At 66.6% G+C, this 18469-nt stretch carries 21 protein-coding genes and 1 pseudogene; 4 read left to right on the top strand and 18 right to left on the bottom strand.

Going from position 1 to position 18469, the window contains the following annotated elements; all coding sequences use genetic code 11:
- Nucleotides 1–180: 180 nt before the first annotated feature.
- The 14 genes from APZ21_RS24060 to APZ21_RS24000 all read right to left on the bottom strand — a co-directional run bounded on the left by APZ21_RS24060 (nt 181) and on the right by APZ21_RS24000 (nt 10934).
- On the bottom strand, nt 181–864 hold the full coding sequence (locus APZ21_RS24060; protein ID WP_019045666.1) for a ribulose-phosphate 3-epimerase: 684 nt from the start codon (nt 862–864) through the stop codon (nt 181–183).
- Nucleotides 861–1979 (bottom strand): DegT/DnrJ/EryC1/StrS family aminotransferase, encoded by a 1119-nt coding sequence (locus APZ21_RS24055; protein WP_022567144.1) that lies wholly within the window; start codon nt 1977–1979, stop codon nt 861–863. The genes APZ21_RS24060 and APZ21_RS24055 overlap by 4 nt, the downstream gene beginning before the upstream one ends.
- Nucleotides 1979–3052: an MDR/zinc-dependent alcohol dehydrogenase-like family protein gene (locus APZ21_RS24050; RefSeq protein ID WP_054815575.1), complete on the bottom strand. Its 1074-nt coding sequence runs from the start codon at nt 3050–3052 to the stop codon at nt 1979–1981. Before APZ21_RS24050 ends, APZ21_RS24055 begins: the two co-directional genes overlap by 1 nt.
- Entirely contained in the window at nt 3049–4161 is a 1113-nt protein-coding gene (locus tag APZ21_RS24045) for an MDR/zinc-dependent alcohol dehydrogenase-like family protein (protein WP_022567145.1), read from the bottom strand. Before APZ21_RS24045 ends, APZ21_RS24050 begins: the two co-directional genes overlap by 4 nt.
- Nucleotides 4158–5285, bottom strand: coding sequence for a sedoheptulose 7-phosphate cyclase (locus APZ21_RS24040; RefSeq protein WP_054815574.1), 1128 nt, complete (start codon nt 5283–5285; stop codon nt 4158–4160). The genes APZ21_RS24045 and APZ21_RS24040 overlap by 4 nt, the downstream gene beginning before the upstream one ends.
- 1 nt (nt 5286) lies before the next feature.
- Nucleotides 5287–6357 carry an ROK family protein gene (locus tag APZ21_RS24035; RefSeq protein ID WP_054815573.1) on the bottom strand — a complete coding sequence of 357 codons (1071 nt, stop codon included), beginning with the start codon at nt 6355–6357 and terminating at the stop codon, nt 5287–5289.
- Nucleotide 6358: 1 nt separating this feature from the next.
- Entirely contained in the window at nt 6359–7051 is a 693-nt protein-coding gene (locus APZ21_RS24030) for a 6-phosphogluconolactonase (protein ID WP_022567146.1), read from the bottom strand.
- Nucleotides 7052–7213: 162 nt separating this feature from the next.
- Nucleotides 7214–7579 (bottom strand): hypothetical protein, encoded by a 366-nt coding sequence (locus APZ21_RS24025; RefSeq protein ID WP_054815571.1) that lies wholly within the window; start codon nt 7577–7579, stop codon nt 7214–7216.
- A 37-nt stretch (nt 7580–7616) separates the two neighbouring features.
- The gene (locus tag APZ21_RS34880) at nt 7617–8411 is read right to left on the bottom strand and encodes an SAM-dependent methyltransferase (RefSeq protein ID WP_019045673.1); all 795 of its coding nucleotides are present in this window, start codon (nt 8409–8411) and stop codon (nt 7617–7619) included.
- A gap of 113 nt (nt 8412–8524) precedes the next feature.
- Nucleotides 8525–9136 carry a DUF5753 domain-containing protein gene (locus APZ21_RS34875; RefSeq protein WP_019045674.1) on the bottom strand — a complete coding sequence of 204 codons (612 nt, stop codon included), beginning with the start codon at nt 9134–9136 and terminating at the stop codon, nt 8525–8527.
- 201 nt (nt 9137–9337) lie between these two features.
- Nucleotides 9338–9874, bottom strand: coding sequence for a DUF8176 domain-containing protein (locus APZ21_RS24010; protein WP_019045675.1), 537 nt, complete (start codon nt 9872–9874; stop codon nt 9338–9340).
- A 162-nt stretch (nt 9875–10036) separates the two neighbouring features.
- On the bottom strand, nt 10037–10180 hold the full coding sequence (locus tag APZ21_RS34365; protein ID WP_019045676.1) for a hypothetical protein: 144 nt from the start codon (nt 10178–10180) through the stop codon (nt 10037–10039).
- Nucleotides 10181–10254: 74 nt separating this feature from the next.
- Nucleotides 10255–10737: a hypothetical protein gene (locus APZ21_RS24005; RefSeq protein WP_019045677.1), complete on the bottom strand. Its 483-nt coding sequence runs from the start codon at nt 10735–10737 to the stop codon at nt 10255–10257.
- Nucleotides 10734–10934: a hypothetical protein gene (locus APZ21_RS24000; protein WP_019045678.1), complete on the bottom strand. Its 201-nt coding sequence runs from the start codon at nt 10932–10934 to the stop codon at nt 10734–10736. Before APZ21_RS24000 ends, APZ21_RS24005 begins: the two co-directional genes overlap by 4 nt.
- A 232-nt stretch (nt 10935–11166) precedes the next feature.
- On the opposite strand from APZ21_RS24000, the gene APZ21_RS23995 reads away from it, so the two are divergent.
- Nucleotides 11167–12540, top strand: a complete 1374-nt coding sequence (locus tag APZ21_RS23995) for an NsdA family TPR-like regulatory protein (RefSeq protein ID WP_054815570.1) — start codon at nt 11167–11169, stop codon at nt 12538–12540.
- On the opposite strand, the gene APZ21_RS23990 is transcribed toward APZ21_RS23995, so the two are convergent.
- From APZ21_RS23990 to APZ21_RS23980, 4 genes are all read right to left on the bottom strand, one after another.
- Entirely contained in the window at nt 12537–13274 is a 738-nt protein-coding gene (locus APZ21_RS23990; RefSeq protein ID WP_019045680.1) for an HAD family hydrolase, read from the bottom strand. The two genes, APZ21_RS23995 and APZ21_RS23990, sit on opposite strands and share 4 nt — an antisense overlap.
- Nucleotides 13275–13495: 221 nt before the next feature.
- Entirely contained in the window at nt 13496–14263 is a 768-nt protein-coding gene (locus tag APZ21_RS23985; RefSeq protein ID WP_022567149.1) for an MmyB family transcriptional regulator, read from the bottom strand.
- A gap of 1 nt (nt 14264) precedes the next feature.
- Nucleotides 14265–14393, bottom strand: a complete 129-nt coding sequence (locus APZ21_RS36050; RefSeq protein WP_267890428.1) for a hypothetical protein — start codon at nt 14391–14393, stop codon at nt 14265–14267.
- A gap of 71 nt (nt 14394–14464) precedes the next feature.
- Entirely contained in the window at nt 14465–15298 is an 834-nt protein-coding gene (locus tag APZ21_RS23980; protein ID WP_054815569.1) for a helix-turn-helix domain-containing protein, read from the bottom strand.
- A gap of 761 nt (nt 15299–16059) precedes the next feature.
- Here APZ21_RS23980 and APZ21_RS23975 point away from each other — a divergent pair.
- The 3 genes and pseudogenes from APZ21_RS23975 to APZ21_RS23965 all read left to right on the top strand — a co-directional run.
- Nucleotides 16060–16866, top strand: a complete 807-nt coding sequence (locus APZ21_RS23975) for a hypothetical protein (RefSeq protein WP_054815568.1) — start codon at nt 16060–16062, stop codon at nt 16864–16866.
- Nucleotides 16863–18113, top strand: a complete 1251-nt coding sequence (locus APZ21_RS23970; RefSeq protein ID WP_054815567.1) for a cutinase family protein — start codon at nt 16863–16865, stop codon at nt 18111–18113. The genes APZ21_RS23975 and APZ21_RS23970 overlap by 4 nt, the downstream gene beginning before the upstream one ends.
- Nucleotides 18110–18469: pseudogene (locus APZ21_RS23965) on the top strand (hypothetical protein); the annotation flags it as partial. The gene APZ21_RS23970 and the pseudogene APZ21_RS23965, both read left to right, overlap by 4 nt.

Genomic DNA, 18469 nt, shown 5'->3' with positions numbered 1-18469 from the left:
CGACGCCGCGATATGGGTCGAAAAGTGGGGGGCCGGAACGATTTTCGAATAGTTCACCAGAACCGGCCAGGTGGCAGCGGCGGCGTTGGCACCAGCGTATCCCGTGTGGTGCCGGGTGGGCCTGCGGCGGCCACCCGCTGGTGCGTCTCGCGGTTCTCGCACGGCTGCCTGCTGGTTCGGTCAGTGTTGCTGCACGGAGGCGGTGGTCTGGACGGGTTGGGCGAGGCCGTGGACAGCTGTGGACAGGTCGGGGTCGGTGGAGCTGAAGATCGCGCTGCCCGCGACGAGGGTGTCGGCTCCGGCCTCGATTGTCTGTGGTGCGGTGATGGTGGTGATCCCGCCATCGGCGACGAGTTCCACCGTATCGAGTTGCCGGTCGCGCAGGAGCGTTCGCAGAGCGCGGATCTTGTCCGGGACGGCGGGCTCGAAGGTGCTGGTGCCGGGTCGGCTGGTCATGAGGACGACGAAGTCCACGCGTCCGAAGTAGGGGTCGAGCAGTTCGAGGCCGAGGTCAGGGTTGAGTACGAGCCCTTTGCCGATGCCGGCCAATTGGAGGGTGTCGAGGGCAGTACTGATGTCGGTCGCGGCATCGACGTGGAAGCAGACCCGGTCGGCCCCGATCTCGATGAGGTCGTCGATGTAGCGCTCGGGTTCGAGGGTTTGCAGGTGGACCTCGAGCGGCAGGGACGTGTGGTGGCGGATGGCGGCGACGGTGCGCATGCCGAAGCTGATCGCGGGCGTGTAGTGACCGTCCATGATGTCGAGGTGAAGGTATTTGGCGGTGCTGGCTGCGACGCTGTCGATGGCGTCGCGCAGCGCGAGAGGGTCAGCGCCGATCAGTGCCGGGGCGATGGACACGGTCATGCGAGGGCCTCCTGGGAGTCGGTGATTGCGGTGGTCAGGCGGGCACAGACGAAGTCGACATCTGCTGGTGACAAGTCCGGCCGGATCGGCAAGCACAGGGTGTCGGCTGCCTGATGGTCGGCATGGGGGTAGGTGCCGTCGAACCGGTAGCGCGCGAACGCGGGCTGGCGGTGAACGGGGACGGGGTAGCGGATGACGGCATCGATGCCGTCCGAGCGCAGCCGTGCGAGCACTGCATCGCGATGCGGCACGGCGACCTGGTACAGGTGATAGACGTGGTCGCCGGGGTCTTGTATCGGCGGTGGAACCGTGATGGCGGGGTGGGTCAGGGTGCGGGTGTATCGGGCGGCGAGGGTGCGGCGTTGGGCGTTCCAGCCGTCGAGAAGGTCGAGTTTGGCGTCGAGGACGATGGCTTGGATCGCATCGAGTTTGGAGTTCACCCCGAGAGCGACGTGGTTGCCCTGGCCGTGCTGTCCGAGGCCACGCAGGACCCTGATCGTGTGGGCGATCTCGGGGTTGTCGGTGACGACGGCTCCGGCGTCGCCAGCCGCGGCGAGGTTCTTGCTCGGATGGAAGCTGAACGCGGCGGCAGCGCCGAAGGTGCCGACCCGCCTGCCAGCCCAGGTCGCTCCGACGGCTTGGGCGCAGTCCTCCACGACGGGAATCTGGTGGCGGGCGGCGATTGTCGTGATCCGGTCCATGTCGAGGCTGCGGCCGAACAGGTGGACCGCGAGGATCGCTCTCGTGTCCGGCCCGCACGCCGCGTCGAGCGCATCGAGATCCATCAGGTAGGTATCGGGTTCGCAGTCGACCAGCACCGGTGTCGCCCCGACGGCGGCGATCGCCAGAGCTGTGGCGTGGAAGGTATTCGCGACGGTGACGACTTCATCGCCCGACCCGAGACCTAGTGCGATCAAAGCGAGGGTCAGCGCGTCGGTGCCGGTGTTGACGCCGATCGCGTGGGCAGCGCCGAGGTAGTCGGCGAAGCGCTGTTCGAAGCGGATGACTGTTTCACCGAGGATGTAATCCCCGGAGGCCAGCGCACCTCGGATCTGGTCGGCGGTCGCGGGCAGGTCGGCGAACTGGGCGAGGTAGTTGTAACGGGGAATCTTCATCACGACTCCAGGGGGACGGGTGGACGGATCTGCACGATCGTTTTGCCGAGTCCGCCGTGGGCAGCACTGGCGGTGAGATGGTCGGCAGCGGCGTCGAGGTCGAGGACTTGTGTGGTCAGTCGCTTGACGCACATCGACGGTGACCACCCGGCATCGGGGGCTTGCTGCAACAGGGCCAGGGCGGTGTGGAAATCGGCGCGGTTGGCTCCGTGAGTGCCCGCCAGGTGGTACCGCTGGCTCGAACCGGAGAGTTGAGTGTCTTCGGTTCGGCGCACCTGGTCGATGTCGATGGTGCCCAGCCGGTCACCGGGCTGTGTACCTGCGAAGAGCATCAGCAATCCGTCGTCGGCGAGCATGTCCATGCAGGTCGCCAGCACCTGTGGTGTGGCGGTGGCGGTGGCGACCACGATGCGCTGAAACGGTGGCCGGTGTTGGCGGGATTCGAAGGCCGAGGAGGGCAAGGCGTGGCGGCGGCGCAGGAACACCAGACGCGGGCCGCTGGGATTGAGCAGGACGCTCTTGTGGCCGGTGGCGGTGAGGACCGCGCTGATCAACGTTCCGGCCATGCCCGCGCCGTACACCGCGACTGTGGTCTCGGGCGCCAGCGCGAGGTCCGCGGTGACGGTGTGCAGCCGGGTGGCACAGTGCACCGCGCACGCCAGCGGTTCGGCGAACACCGCCACCTGATCGGGCAACCCGGCCGGGACGGGTACCAGCGCGGCACGCAGTTGGTGGGAGTCGCCGGTGAGCTCGACCAGTTCAGCGAATCCCGACGTCCGGTGCTCCAGCTGTGGGTGCGGATCGAACGCCACCGTGCGCCCCCGTAGGTCTGCCAAGGCCGGGGTGGTGTCGAGGACGCTGCCGATGATCTCGTGGCCGAAGTCGCGGCGGCCGAAACGGGTACCGCTGATCTCGCGCAGATCCGAGCGGCACACACCGACTACTCGTGGCGCCAGAACAACCTTTCCGGTGGCGAGCACCGACGATGCACCGGCAACTGTGGCGGTGGTGAGGAAAGCGGTGTGGTCATGGTGCTCGATACGCCGGTAGGTCGTGGTCAGATGAGTGGTCATCGGACCGCCTCAAGGTGATCAGCGACCGTGGTCGACAGGTCGGCGTCGCGCGCACGCTCCGACATGGTCAGGTCGACGACGACCTTGACGTGCTCGCCGAAAGGTCGTTCGCCTCGGGCCATGGCCGGCATCCGCGAGGCGGCTTCTTCGAGCGAGATCACGTGGCTGATGAGCCTGCCGAATCTGGTTGGAGCCGCGAGGAGATGCTGCTGGGCTCGGACGAGGTGGGCGGGTGATGTTCCGCGATGACCGGTCACCCACACCCGCTTGCCAGCGGTGGGGAACACCTGGACGGAGTCGTAGCCGGAGGAGCGCCCGCAGACGTTGGCACGTCGGACGGCCGACAAGTCGATGCCGGGCAGCGCCGGGTGCCGCAGCCCGGCGGGGATGCCACCGAACAGGTCGAGCATGCCCTTGTCGACGAGGCTGGCGGTTGCCGCGCGGATGGCCGTGACGGTCGCCTCGCGCGGCAAGCACACGAGCGCGCCGTGGACGCTGGCCGGTGGTATCCGATTGGTGAGGGTGCTCGCGGGCAGCACGCCGAGCTGCTCGATGTAGCGAAGTCGCTCGCGGCGTGGGTGGACCAGTTGCATCCGGTATCCGAGGTCCTCGCCCAGCATCGCCACCAGCAGGGCCGCCGAACCGCTGCCGAAGACCGCGACCGTCCCGGCCGGGCGCAAATGCACGCGCATCAGATCCCACGCGTACAGGGCGGTGGCGGTGGGTTCGACCAGCGCGCCGAGGTCGAGCGGAAGGGCCTCGTGCGCGGCGACGACTCCGCAGGGGAGTCCGGTGGGCACGTAGTCGCGCAGGATGCCGTCGTAGCTGTGGCCCAAGATCACGTCCTGGTCGTTCGGGTTGACGGGATTGAAGATCTCGCAGCCTCGTTTGTCCGGGTTGAAGGCGAGACCTTCGTGGCCCAGGATCGTGGCGCGGTCCGACCGTGCGCCGCGTTGCATCTGTAAGTCGGTGCCACAGACACCAACTCGCAGGACACGGCGGGCCGTGGGTGGTTCGCAGGTGCAGGGCACAGGTGTGTGCTGCAGGCGCAGTTCATCGCCGCTGCGGACGAGGGCGCGGTTGACGGCGCTGGTGTCGGTGGCGCTCATGCGGTGCACAGTTCGTTGTGGAACGGACGCACGACATCGGCTGCGGTGGCCAGCTCGGTCGCGGCGATGTCCTGGGCGAAGATCGCGGTGCCGATCTTGGTGAGCAGCGGGATGTTCTGGTTGCCGTCGCGGTGGCGGATCGAGTCCGACAATCCCGCTCGCAACATGTCGTCGGTGATGCAGGTATGGCTCAGTGGCAGCCCGACCCGGGCCATCAATGTCAGGATGCGGCCCAGGCATTCGTCGTCGATGAGCTGACGTCGCTGGGCGAGCACGCACGACAGCGCGATGTCGATGGCGACCGCTTCACCGTGGTAGAGCTTCGGTTTCGCCGCCAGCTCGAACGAGGGGCTGAAGGTGTGGCCGAAGTCGGGCAGTCGGGCGAGGTTGTCCTCCCACAGGTTCGGTTCCAGTTCCTCGACGATCGCGGTGATCGCGGCGTCGATGATCGGACCGCTCACGGTGGTGTTGGCAGCGAAACCGGAGGCGGTGGTCCATTCCCGCTCGATCCGGTCGAACAGGCCGCTGTCTTTGACCAGTGCGATCTTGAGGATCTCGGCCATTCCGTTGGAGATCTGACGGTCGGGCAGCGTCGCGATGAAGCTGGGGTCGACGATGGTCTCGCTCGAGGCGTAGTAGGTGCCGAGCCGGTTCTTGCGGCCGTTGAAGTTGATCCCGGTCTTGACTCCCACGGCGGCGTCGACCATCCCCAGCAGGGTGGTCGGCACTCGGACATAGGGCACGCCGCGGCGGTAGATGCTCGCGGCGAAGCCGACGACGTCGGTGAGGACTCCACCGCCGAGGGCGACGACGGCATCGCGGCGCCGGCTGAGTCCGAACTTGTCGTACTCGCGGATGATCCGGCTCACCGTTTCGGAGTTCTTGGTGCGCTCGGTGGTTTCGATCGGTACGACGGTGCAGTTCGAGGTGTAGGTGTCGAAGTAGGCGAGGATCTGGTCGCCGACAAAGCTCATGACCGTCGAGTCGACGAAGACCAGGGTGCGGCGATTGCCGATACCCACGGCGTCGGCCAGGTCGCTGTTGTCAGGGTCGAGGCAGTCTCGTGTCCGTCGGATTCGGTAGCAGACTTGTTGTGTTGCGGCGACACCCCAGATGCGGTCCATGTCAGTGATTCCTTCCCCCGGGCCGGGCGGTTGCGAGCAGTGATTGCGTGCGAGCGAAGAGCCCGGCACCCCGAAGTGGGTCGAGCCCATCGGATTCCAGGCGCGTGATCCGGTCGCGAAAGACGGTGGGCTGGTGCGTGGAAACGAGGTAGAGACCGTCCGCTTCCAGGCAGCGGTACATGCTGTTCATGTAGTGATTGGCGAGGGTGTCGACGACCCCGCCGGACAGGAACACATGGTCGATGTGGGGATCGATGGCCAGTAGGTACAGCAGTGCCCGTGCCAGTGGCGCGGTCACCGAGTCCAGGAACGCCTTCGCGTGCGGATTGTTGGCCTCGAGTGCGCATCGCAGTCGCGTCAGCGGCGGATCGGTGGTGGCCTCAGCGCCGACGATGCTTGCCAGCTGTGTCAGCTGTCGGTCGATCGCCTTCCCCGCGGCGAGGGCGGAGACGTGCCCGACAGCTCCGCAGTCGCAGACCGAGGGTTCGGTCGACAGTGGCGCGGTGACGGCGGCTGGCAGGTGCCCGATCTCGCCTTGAGTCCCGTGTATACGGTCGAGCACTACCTCGCCGGATTCGATGTCGATGGTGCGCGCGGCGATGCCGCTGCTGACCGTCACCGCCGCAACGGTTTTGAGGTTCATGGCGCGGACCTCGGGCCTGCGGGTGATGGCCAGCGCGAGACTGGTCACGTCGTTGACCACCCACCACCGGGTCCGTGGTTCGTTCTCGCACAGCACGGCTTGCAGATCGAACGGGTCGGCGCTGTCGCCCCACAGCGGGGCGCTGGCCAGGATCTGTCCGGTGTGCCCGTTGGTGGCGGCACCGATCGAGATCCCTACGTCCACGACATCGGGATGGATTTCGAGCAGTCGACGGGTCTGGGTGAGGAGAAACTGCACCATCAGCTCGCGCAGGGTGGCGGTGTTGCTCCCGGTACCGGCCTTCGTCACCGCCGGGTGCCGGTCCTGATCGGTGAGCTCACCGGACGGTGACAAGACCGCCAGACGCCACCATGTCCCGCCGAGATCGAACACGATCACCGAGCGGCTATCGCCTGCTACGTCTTTCATTTCACACCTGGCCTGGGTGAGCTGCGGCGTCGGCCAGGACATACCCGTCCTGGCCGAGTACGACAGCGGCCGATACCGGTGCAGCGCCCGGCGCGGGGTTGAGGATTGCCGCCAGCGCCGCGCTCTTGCTGGTCCCGGTGGCCAGCAGGATTCGAGTCGGCACGGCGCGGAGATAGGCCAGGCCGAGGCTGACTCGCTGCTGGCCGTGGTAGGTCGTGGCGATCACCCGCTGGCATACGCCTTCGGGGCGAGCGTGGTCGAAGATCGAGGCCGTGTGGCCGTCGGTTCCCAAACCGAGCACCGCGATGTCGGGACCACCCTCGGCGCGCAGTCTAGCCAGTTGTTCGTCATACGCTGCAGCGGTTGTGTGACCAGTGCAGCTCGCCCGAATCGGGTACCAGGTAGCGCGATGGCCCGGGTCGGTCAGTCCCAACGCCGTCTCGATCGGCTTCGCTGATCGGTCGGTTGGCTCCGGTGTCATTCGCTCGTCGGTTTGAACAAAAACCACTCTGGCCCAGTCGATATCGCGCGCGGCTAGCTCTCGGTAGGTTGCGACCGGCGTCGTTCCACCGGCAACAGCGATAAGACATTCACCAGTCTTCTCGATCGCTGAATGAATTTGTGTGGCAATTAGATCGGCGGCTGCCGAGGCCAAACCGGCGGGTGTTTCACGGAACATGTATGTCAACGGCATGAGTACCTCCTGGGTCGAGAGATGACGAAGATCAACGTGGGCGGGGGCATGGCCTGCCGCGACGGGTTCCGGCTCGCAGGTCGTCTATTCGGGTAGTCGTCCGATGGCGGCATAGGCGCTCAGGTCCGAGTCGGCCGACACCAACGACACCGATGCACGGCGCTATTGAGGGGTCGTCGAGGCGCGTGAGGTCACTCGGGCGCCGATGAGTGCCCGCAGTGTGGCGATGGTTGCGGTGTCGTGTGGGGCGAGGGTGTGGCCGGTGAGCTGACTGGCGGTGATCTGTCCCGCGTCGAGTAGCCGGTCCACGAGCTTGTCGAGTTCCTCGGGTGTGGGCGGGTGGTGTTCGTGCCAGGCCAGCCAGCCTTCGGGACCGTCTGCTTTTCTGGGTGGGGGTGGGCCACCGGCGGCGAGCTTGTCGGCTTGTGCGGTCTTTCCGGCGCGGCGCAGGAAATCAAGGTGTGCGTAGTACCGCTGTTGTTCGGTTCCTTGGTCGTCGTAGTCGGTGTTGTCTCGGTCCCAGCCCATCGCTGTCGCCCCGTTTCTCTGTTCGGTTTTCGGTGTCTTACCGCTGGTGTCGCTGTCCTACGGCGGCGTAGGCGGCGAGGTCATGTTTGAGGGGGTGTTGTGGTTTGAGAGCGGGGACGCGGGTGATGGGATGCCATCGGTGCGGTGCGATCAGGCCGGGGTGCAGGAGTTGGTAAGGGGCGAGCATGGTGGCGAGGGTGTCGCGGTCGCGGGGGTGGTAGGCGATGCCGTGGTGGCCCAGTTCCCGTGCTGATGCGCCGATGGCGTGGGCGAAGACATCGTCGGTGATGTGGCTGAACACGATCCAGGTACCGGGCGGGAGCCCTGCTGTCAGTTCCGCGAGCAGGGTGGGGGCCTCGGGCAGGTGCTCGGCGGTGCCGGAAAGGCAGACCGCAAACGGGGCGTTGAGGTCGAATACGGCGGCGATCTTGTCCAGAACAGCTGCGGTGTCGGTGATGTCGAGCAGGGCGAAGTGGCGGTTCGGGTTCGTTGCCAGCAAGGCCCGTGCGTGGACAGCGACGAGGGGGTCGTTGTCGAGGTAGAGAACGCGAGCAGACTCGCCGCGGTGCGTGGCGGCATCACCGACATCGGGAGGCATCGCAATGCCGCATCCGAGGTCGACATACTGGTGCACGGCGTGTTCGCTACTGAGGTAGTCCACGGCGCGCAGCAGGAACCGTCGTCCCTCACGCAGTGCGACGACGAACCTGTTGCTGATGTTGGCTGCGACGAGACCATCGATCTCGTAGTTGTCCTTGCCGCCGAGCAGCTTGTTGACGACGCGGGCGCTGCTGGGCATGTTGTGTCGCAGCGCGACCTCGTGATTGGTCATGTCGACCAACTCCAGTGGTGAGAGGGGGCTGCCGGGCCCGACTGCTCCCAGCCGTGACGAGGGATACGGCCTAGCGGGGACGGGGTCGGGGCCCGGGCAGCGGGTCGGATGGTTCAGATGCCGGGGCCGACGTGCTCGGCCAACGCCCGGTCGAGCAGGGCGCGGGCGTGTTCGCCGTAGACGGCCTGGTCGGCGAGCAGCTCGAAGGTGCGCAGTGCGAGGGCGATCTCGTCGGCGCCGGTGGTCTCGACGGATCCGGTGACTGTCTCGATCGCGACGCCGGATTCGTCGTGGATCACGAAGTTGTCGGCTTGGCCGATGAATTCGGCATCGAGGGGGATGATGCCGATGTCGAGGTTGTCGCGCTGGGTGAGGATGTCGCCGAGTTGGCGGATCTGTGCCGCCATGACCGCGTGGCTTCCGACGGTGCGGCGCAGCGCGGCTTCGCCGATGAGCAGGTGGAAGCGGTGCCCGGGCGCGTCGAGAACGGCCTGGCGCTGCATGCGTGCCGCCGCGGTTGCCTCGCTGTCGTCGGGCAGGCCGAGCACGGCGGTGCATTTGGCGAGGATGGCGCGGGCGTAGTCGAGGGTCTGGAGCAGGCCGGGCAGGATTTCGGGGCTGTGGCTGCGCTGATATTTGGTGTCGGACTCGATGTCGATCAGGCTGCGCTGCAAGGTTTCCAGGCCGCTGTTGTCGGTCGCGTCGTACCAGCTGGAGTAGGACATTGTCTAACCTTTCAGTTGCTTTCAGTGGTTGAGGGAATCCCGTGGGAGTCCAACGGGTGTGGTCGGTAGCGCTCGGTGAGCGCCCCCGGAGGCGCGGGGGTGTTGGGGCGGCCTCCGGGGGCGGTTCCCCACCCTCGGGTCGACCGGCCGGTTGCCCGGTCGGTGTGATGGCCCGAGGTATCCAGGTGGTCTACGCGCTGGTCATGCGCGGGCGATAGAGCTGATGAGCGTCAGTTCTCCGACGGTGCGGGTGGTGATGATCTGGCGAGGCGCATAGGGCTCGCTGTCGGGGTGGTACTCGGTGACGGTGACTGCCCAGAGGTCGGCGTCGCCAATCCGTTCGAGTGGCGAGATGGTCACACAGTGGTAGGTGTCGGCGGGTACGGCGTCGATCCCTGCCTGCAACTTGCCACTCGGGCCGACGAGGGCGTCGGCAGTCAGGAATCGGCGTGCCTGCTCGGCGGAGCGCTGGACGTAGTAGGCGTGGTTGAACCCCAGGATCGCGGCCGGGCCGTTCGAGAAGTCGCCGGGACCAGAGCCTGTGACTACCCCGGCCGGCGAGGTCGTGCTCGGGCAGTCGATGCCGCGCTGCTGGGCGTGGATGCCAGGCGCGAGCACGGTCAGAGTGATGACGAACAGGACCGTGGACACGACGGCCGCACCGATGCCGAAGGCGATCAGGTGCCGGTCGCGGCGGGTTGCGGGTGACGGTTCGGGTGTGTCGAACTCGGCGTACATGGGTTCCTTCGAGGTGGAGGGGCTGTTGGGGCCCCGGAGTCGCCGGGAAGCAACTCCGGGGCCGCCTCGGCACCGGGGCCACGGCCGAGGAGACGTCGCGGGTATCTCGCCGGGGCACGTGCGGAGGCCATTTGGGTGGTCAGAGAGCCGCGCGGTCGCGGCTCAGGGCTGGAGATAGAGGCGTTCGGCGGGCAAGCGCGGCAGTCCGGCGCAAGTGCCGGGCTCCACGGTGACGGTTCCGGGGCGGTGGGCGGCCACGTCGCAGACGAACACCAGCGCGGCGGTCAGACAGGCGACGAATTCCATTCGGACACTGGAAATCAGGACTGAGAGTCGGACGTCGGGTTCGTCTGGGCACGGCGACCGATTGCTGTCGGGTGTCATTTCCGATCCGTCCGGGGTAGGAGTGCTCGGGCGCATTCGATCACCACTTCGCCGGAGGGCCGGAATGTGCCGGTCGCCGGGGAGATCCAGGTGCGGATCATCAGCTGGTCCGGTACCGGGGAGGGCAGGGCGATGTCTCCGTCGCGGATGACCACCACCCGGGCGTTCCGCAGCTGCGCGACTTCGGCAGGGTCGGCGATGGGCCGCATGTCGGCTCGCACCAAGAACGTCCACATTCCCGCGCTGGGGTGGCCGATGATCGACAGCGGAGCGACACCGCGCAGATCGAGGCTGTTCTTGACCTGTTGCGCCAGTCCGGTCGGCATCATCACCGCCCCGACGAGAGACCCGGCCTTCATCGTGATCCGCCCCGTCTGAGGGTCGACCACGGTCGGCAGCGAGCACATGCGACGGTAGAACTCGCACCGGCTGTGGGGAGACTCGGTGAACGGCTGCACCGGCGTGCTGATCGGCGTCATCGCAACTCCCCGGACGGTTCGGCCACGCTGGTGACCCATCCGGCGATCGTCATCGCGTCGAGCTGCCGGACCAGAGTCGACAGTGTGCAATCGAAGCCGTGGGTGATCTCGGGATTGGCGAGGGCGCCGGCCGACTCACCCACGTCGGCCTGTCTCGCCGCGGACTGGGGTGAGTTCGGCTCGTTGCTGCCGTTCATGCGCGGCCTCCCTGAGGGCTTTCCAACGTCGAGGGAAGTCGGATCGGGCGGTTGCGCCTCGGCCTCCCACGAAAACGGGTTCCTGCTGAAAATCGTGGCCCGCCAGCGGTATCGGGAGGAACCGCAGAGTGTTGGCGTAGCGTTGGCGTACCGTAGGCATTTCCCAGTTCAGGAGCGGGAATGAGGGGGCCGAATGATACGAGGGCGGGCATGGACCGGCTTCGAAGCAGCCGTGCTGCAAGAGGCCATGAGACTGCCGATCCGGCAGTTCGCCACGATGCTCGGAATCGAAACCACCACGGTCAGCAATTGGAAGGTGGGACTGAGCGCGGTCAAACTCCGCGCGCAGACCCAATCGATCCTGGACACCGCCTACGCCCAACGTGCAACCCCGGAAGACCGGGAACGGTTCGAGCAGATTGTGGCCGAAGGAGAAGCCGCGTGGCGAGCACGGCACCCGAAAGCTGCGCGTAGAAGCAAATCTGGCTCGAACGCCGGTGTGCCCAGTGCTGACATGGCCCCGGCCCTTGAGTCAGCGTTGGTGAGAACAGATGTTCCGCTGGCCGGGGGCAATGACTACTCCGTGCCGACACCTAACCTCGCACCGATCAGCAGTTCGGTGCTGGTCGGGACCGATCACCCGGCAATCGATGTGTTGGAAGTGGAAGAGGCTGCGGCATTGATGCGAACGCGGGCTGCGCCGAGTTCCCTCCGCAGTTTCGCTGCCGTGACCGATCTGCTGGCTGGTCAGCGTCAGAGTTTGGCACCGGATGCGTTGATCGGCCCGATCGAGGCCCACCGAGATGCTGTCGCGTCGTTGTTTCGAGCTGCGACCGACGATGTGATCAAGCGGCGGGCGGGGGCGCTGCTGGGCGAGACATCCGTTGTGGCGAGCCGGGTGTGGAGCGCCATCGGTGACCGGTCGATGGCACTGACCCATGCCGCGTTTGCCCGAAAGCTTGCAGACCAGCTCCAGGACAAAACGATGGGCGGTATCGCACGAATTTTCGAAAGCAATCTCCGGTCAGATGCGGCGACATTGATCAGTTCGGACGGTGACGTGGTCATCGGGCTCCGAGTACTCAATGAGGCAGCCGGTCTCTCCGCCTTCTTGCCACCTGCGGCGCGAGCACGGATCGGTGCTGAGCAGGCGCAGGCTTATGCGGTGCTGGACTTGCGGGATGAATGCGAGGAAGCGTTGACTCGCGCCCAGCGCGCCGCGGAGAGCATCGATGAAGATGACCGCTCCGGCCTGTTCAGCGACTGGAACAGCACCCGGATCCAAGTCTATGTCGGCACCTGCCAGCTCCTGCTCGGGCAACCGAAACGCGCTATCGCCGCCCTTACCGCCGCGCAGGACTCGCCTGATATGGACAGCCCTAACGTCGCGCTGGCGGCGCGCGTCGACCTAGCCAGCGCGTACGCGCTGTCAGGAGAGCTGGACGAGGGTTGCAGGGTGCTCGGTGAGACCTACGAGGATCTGGCGACCATGGGCAATCGTCGTGGACTCGAACGTGCGCAATGTGCTATCGAGAGGATGGCTCCCTGGCAGAACGAAAAGCCGGTCCTCGCTTTGATGGAGCGAGTAGGCGAAATCTCCACCTAGCGGTCGAGCTGGGCGGACGATCGGATCGTCTGTACCGAACGGATTGCTTCGAGAACCTCGTATGGATCCAGCCGATCCACGACCGCATCCGGCGAGTGTTCCCACAGCTGCTCCGAGCTAATCCGGTGGGCAACCGCGACAACTCTGAATCCGGCGTGCCGAGCAGTGGCAATGTCGTTTGCCGCATCGCCGATGATGACGGTCCGCGCGGGCTCAATGGAGTGCCGGTACTTCGCCTTGTACCGGTCGGCGACGAACGCAGGCAGGTCGAACCGATCACGCGCGTCCGAGCCGAACGCACCGACCTCGAGGTCGAGGTGGGTATCCAGGCCCGCCACGGCCAGTTTGAATTCTGCCGACACACGCAAGTTCCCCGTGAGCGCCGTCTGGACGTACCCGTGCTCCGCCAAAGTAGCGATCGTTTGGGCGGCACCCGGATATGCTGCCTGGTCGCGGGCGAGTTCAGCCTCTCCCTGCTTCATGACCTGCATCAGCACCTCGGCGTACCGACTGAATCCTTCTTCGGCGGTCTCGCTGGTGACGCCCGAGGCTATGGCCGTGTCCACGACGATGGACTCATCGGTGTAACCATGTATCCGCGCAGCGGGGAACACGACTGCCGACTCTTCGATGTCGTAGGTACGGGAGACTGCTCGCCGTAGCCACCGCAAGTCCGCAGGAATGAGCGTGCCGTCCACATCCCAGATGATCAGCCCCGTCCGTGCCTCAGCCATGTTCATCGATCCTCGCAGACGGTAGCGGAGCCTGCAGAAGCCAGCGCTGGCGGTGCGACGGTCACGATGGCATTCAGCACCCGAGTTCGGTCAGTCATGAGCCCATCATGGCAGTCTGCGGAGGGCATTGCCGGTCTACACCATCACTACGCCTACACGCCGGGCGAGGGTTGCCCGCCTCGCCCGGCGGCGCTCCGATGTGGCTCGGTGGCCAGGTCGCCTCAGGATGCGATGGCGTGTGTGTTGTAGAGGCCGTGGACGGACAGGATCTCGAAACATGCGCCGTATTGGTCGATTTCGAGATTCAGGTGGATCGGGTGTTCGTTGTCGGGGTGGTGGAGACGCAGTGGCGTCGACCGGTGCGAGTTGTAGCTGACCTGTAGGGGTGTGGAGTCCCATGCGGCTCGGAACTCGGGGTTGTTGCGCAGTGTCTGGAACAGTGCTTGTGCTCGGGGTGCGTCGCGGTAGCGGCCGAGCGAGGCGCGCAGGCGGCGGATGTGGTGGAGCAGGTGTTCGTGCCAGTCCTCGACGAGGTCGCGGGCGGTGGGTGAGCACATCCACCGCCCGATGTTGTGGTCGGCGTCGTCGAGGCCGGGCATGATCCGGTAGAAGACCTTGTTGCCGTGTAGGACGTTCTGGAGTGGGTCGAGGTAGGCGCCCATGACCTCGCATTGGTCGAGGTAGTCGAGGTGGTGATGGACTCCCTGATCGGTGAGGTACTGACGCAGGCCGGTGAGCGGGGGTAGCTCGGCGGAGGGGCGAAGCAGGTCTTGCAGGTGGCGCTGTTGAGTGGGGGTGAGGTCGAAGAAGGCGAACAGTCCCTTCTTCAGCTTGGGTCCTGGCTGGGTGCGGTTCTGGATGACCTCGTTGAGGCGGGAAATGCTGAATCCTGCTTTGTTGGCGGTGGACTCGCGGGATAGCTGGCGCTTGTGGCGCAGGAACTCCACGGTGTCGTGGAAGTCGGGCATCCCGGATAGCACGAGGGACATGTCAGTTGTCTCGCTTCTGCGGCGGGATGAGGACGATGTCGACGCCGAGCGCAGCACAGGGTGCCGGTGGCTGGTTGAGGACGTCCGGATCGGCTCCGCGATGGCGGGTGCGCTGAGGGATGCCGTTCATGGCGATACTCCTTTGTTCGGTTGTGCTCCTCCGGGACATCCGGGGGAGAGGTCGTGGGTGCGGTGGAAAGGTCAGATGCTGCGAGGCCCCTCGCACGGGTCGGGATAGACGAAGCAGAACCGCAGGTCGGGAGGACCTTCCGCCCCGACGCCGAGGTGGATGCGGATGGTGCATTCTTCGCCGGTGTCGGGATCACGTACCTGCATGGGGTGCACGGTTTTGTGGCCGTAGGCGACCTCGGTGCTGCCGGTCCACAACTGCCGGAAAGGCGCTGCTGCGCTGAGTGTCTCGTGCAGGTCCCGTGCACGGGCACTGTGGCGGTAGATGCCGAACTTCACGCGCAGGGACGCGACCATGTACGCGGCGGCGGCATCCCAGTGCACAACGCACGGCTCGGCGGTGGGTGTGGTGCTGCCGGGGTGGAAGAACCACTGGCTGAGGTTATTGTCGTAGTCGGCGAGGTCGGGCAGCTCTGCGCGGAAGCGTTCGTTGGCGTAGACCACGTTCCACAAGGGGTCGAGATACGCGCCGACCCAGCCTCGTTCATCGAGGCGGCGCAACGTCGTGTGGTGCTCGCAGGCAACGGGGCGGGCTCGTAGCTCCTCGATCGAAGGCAGCGGTGTCGGTGGTTCGGCGAGTTCGCGGGTGTGGCGGGCCTGGGATTTGTCGAGTTCGTAGCCGGTGATGATCTGTTCGAGAACGGTCGGGGAGGCCGGGTGGGTGCCGAGTTCGATCTTCTTGATCAGGTCCTCGCTGACCTGGAGTCGGCCGGCGGCCTCGGCCCGGGTCAGGCCCCGGGCCTCGCGGACTTGTCGGACCCATCGGCGCAGGTCGGGTAGCTCAGATGTGGTGCGGCGGGCCTTGCCTCGCCGCGGTCGCCGGGTCGAGCCGGTCCGCCGGTTCATGTGTCAAGCCCCTCCTATTTGAGTCTTCCGTCGCCCCTCCACCACGCGATAGGTTGAAGGGTTAACTCCCCCGAGTTGATTAACTTCTACCAGAAAGGGAACAGCCCGGCCACCGATCATTCACTGTGACCTGGCTGACAATTAGCTACGGACCTCCGCGCGGGGCGCACGGAGTGTTCAGGGCACCCTTTCTCCGGTGCGGGACACCCGCCGGAAAATTTCTTTGGTGACACTTTTTGTACCTGTTTCGCTGATCGGTGCAGGCCACCCCGTGTGTGCGTGGGGGGACGGAAAATGGTACCGATTTTTGTCCCCGTCAAAAGGGTGGCGCACCAGTGGTTTTCGGGGTTGTGATGGTGAGGCAATCGCTCCTCCTCGGAAAGGGAAGTCATGGACCTCTACACCATCCTGTCGGTTCTCAGCGCCGGTGCGTCACTGGTCTCGAACGTGCTGGCAATCGCCACGCAGGTGCTGCCGTTCTTCTGATCTGGGCTGATCATTTTTTGACTACTCAAAATATGATCAGCTAAGCCTCCCGGCTGCGATCCCCGCCGGGAGCTGGGAATCTCCCGGCGGGGATCGGCCGCTTCATTCGCCTCAAACTTCCTATTACTTCTCTGCTTCATTCCTTCATTCCTTCCTTTACCTGAAAGGAGTCATTTGTCATGTCCAAAAACAGTGCTACATCGTCAGCGGTCGTGTCCGTAGGGCCGCTCTACGGTGCCGGAGGCCGGTGCATTCGCCGAGGCCATGAGGGCTGGATGCTGTGGGGTGGCCGTGCGGTCGCTGCGGGTGCGGTGCCTGTGCTGATGGTGTTGGCCGCCCAGCCCGCGAGTGCGATGGCGCCGTTGGCCCCGATCGCGGACCAGCCCGGCGTCACCGCCCCGGCCCAACCCGGAACCGCTACTCCCGCACCGCCTCCGGCCCCCGTCGAACCGCCGGTGTATGTCGAACAGCCGCCCGAGATCCGCAACGGACCGGAACCGCGCCCGGAACCCTCACCCGCGCCCGCCCCGCCGGTGTATCTGATGGAACTGCACTCGCCGGAGCCGGTGGAACCGGTCGCGCCGATCGAACCGCCCCCGGACACGATCCGGATCGGGACGGCGGTGTTCCCCGACCCCGAATGGTTGCCGCCGGAGGTCGGCGACACGATCAACACCGTCAGCGCCGACCTGGAAGCCCAGGCCGCGACCTTCCTCGACTCGGTCGGGCTACCCGCCGGGCGCTCGGACCGCGTCGCCGGTGCCACCGTCGCCGGAGCCGGGGCCGGTGGCGCGATCGGCGGCGCGCTCACCGGTGCCCCGGCGGCAGCAGTCGGTGCTGTCGTGGGAGGGCTCGCGGGAGGCACGATCGGCGGAATCGCCGGAGCTGCCATCGGCACCGTGATCGCGATCCCGGTGATCGGCACCGTCACCTCCGGTGTGGCCGGTACCGCGTTGGGTGCGGCGGCCGGTGCCGCAGCGGGGGCGGCCGTCGCGGGTGTGCCTGCTGCAGCGCTGGGGGCGTTGGTCGGTGGCACGGTCGGTGCGGGGTTCGGTGCCGGGGTGGGGGTCGGGCAGCCATGACCGGGCTACGCCTGCTCACCGCCGCGACCGTCGCCGCCGCGACCGTCGCCGCTGTCCTCGGCCCCACGAGCGCGGGCCCTGCGAGTGCGCAGCCCGAGGTCGCCGGCCAAGGCTGCCCGGCTCTGTGGGTCCTCGGTGTGCAGGGGACCTCAGAGTCTTCGCCGAGCGCTTCGACGACCGCGGACTCGGGGATGCTGGGTCACCTGCTCGGCCCGGTGGCCGCCGCCGATCCGAGTCTGATCGCACGTTCCTACATCAGCTATCCGGCATCGTTCGGTGGCGCACCGGGCACCGGTGGGGGCACCGACCCCTATGCGGCCTCGGCCAGCACCGGGCTGAACACACTGCTCGCCGAATCCGAGCATGTTGCGGCGATCTGCCCCGGGACCTCCCAGGCGATCGTCGGCTATTCCCAAGGCGCGCAGGTCGCTTCGGGGTTCGCGCAGATGGTCGGGGCCGGGGAAGGCCCCGTGGCGCCACAGCGGGTCGCCGCGGTGATCCTGTACTCCGACCCCGAGCGTGCCCCCGGTTCACCGGTCATCGCGGGACGCCCCGGGCAGACGATTCCGGACTCGCCCCCCGGGACGAGCGGGGCGGCGGTGTCGCGGGTGAGCTTGAGTTCGGCTGTCGCTTCCGGTGGCGGGATCGCCACCACGTCCGGGGCCGACTACGGCGAGTTGACGGGCCGGGTTGCCGACATCTGTGTCGAGGGTGACCTAAGCTGCGCGGCACCCGACCGGGCCGCCTTGCTGCGGGTCGCCGCGCAGATCGCCGCCCAGGCCGACCTGCGTGACCCGATCGCCGCCGTCGGCTCGATCCAGTCGTTGTTGTCGGGTGCGCTCGGGGATGCCTGGACCACGATGGTGCTCAACGACTTCCATGTCGGGCCCGGCACGGTGGCTTATGTGCCCGCGGCGAGTCTGGCCGAGCGTCTCACCGAGGCCGCCAACTCGCGTATCCCGGCACCGGGCCCGGACGAGACCGCCGCCGCGACCGCGCGGTGGGCCGAGATCACGGCCACGGTCGCCGCCAACCCGCTGGCCACGTTGCCGCCGCTGGCGGCGGGACTGTCGGAGGCGTGGGGCCAGCTCGTCTCCGACAACGCCGACTTGGCCAATCCTGCGGTGTTGTTGCGCTACACCGACATTCCTGCCCGCCACACCGGCTATGCCGCATCCGGGCACATCGCCAGCGGGGCCGCGTGGCTGACCGCCGCTGCCCACGACCTCGCCGGAGGAAACCAATGACCATCAGCGACTTCTACACCACCCCCGTTCTCCCTGAAGGGGCGCGTCCGGGCGACATCGTGCGCCTGCGACCGGTTTTCGTCCCGCAGCTGGCGGATGCGGCCGGGGCGTGGCAACTCGTCTACGTCTCCAGCGATTCCCGCTCCCAGCCGATCGCGGCCTCGGCGATCGTCCTCATCCCTGAGACCAAGCCGAAACCAGGGACTGGCGCGATCCTGCTCTACTGCCCACCTTTCCGCGGACTCGGCGGGCATTGCGCGCCCTCGCAACTGCTCGCGACCGGCGCCGAGTACGACCTCGCCGGCATCGAATCCACTCTCAAGCGAGGCTGGGTCGTGGCCATCCCCGACGGGCAA

The organism is Nocardia arizonensis, from assembly GCF_001310275.1.
Classification (GTDB): domain Bacteria; phylum Actinomycetota; class Actinomycetes; order Mycobacteriales; family Mycobacteriaceae; genus Nocardia; species Nocardia arizonensis.
Note: the sequence above shows the minus strand (reverse complement) of the source record. Positions and strands in the feature narration are given on the sequence as shown.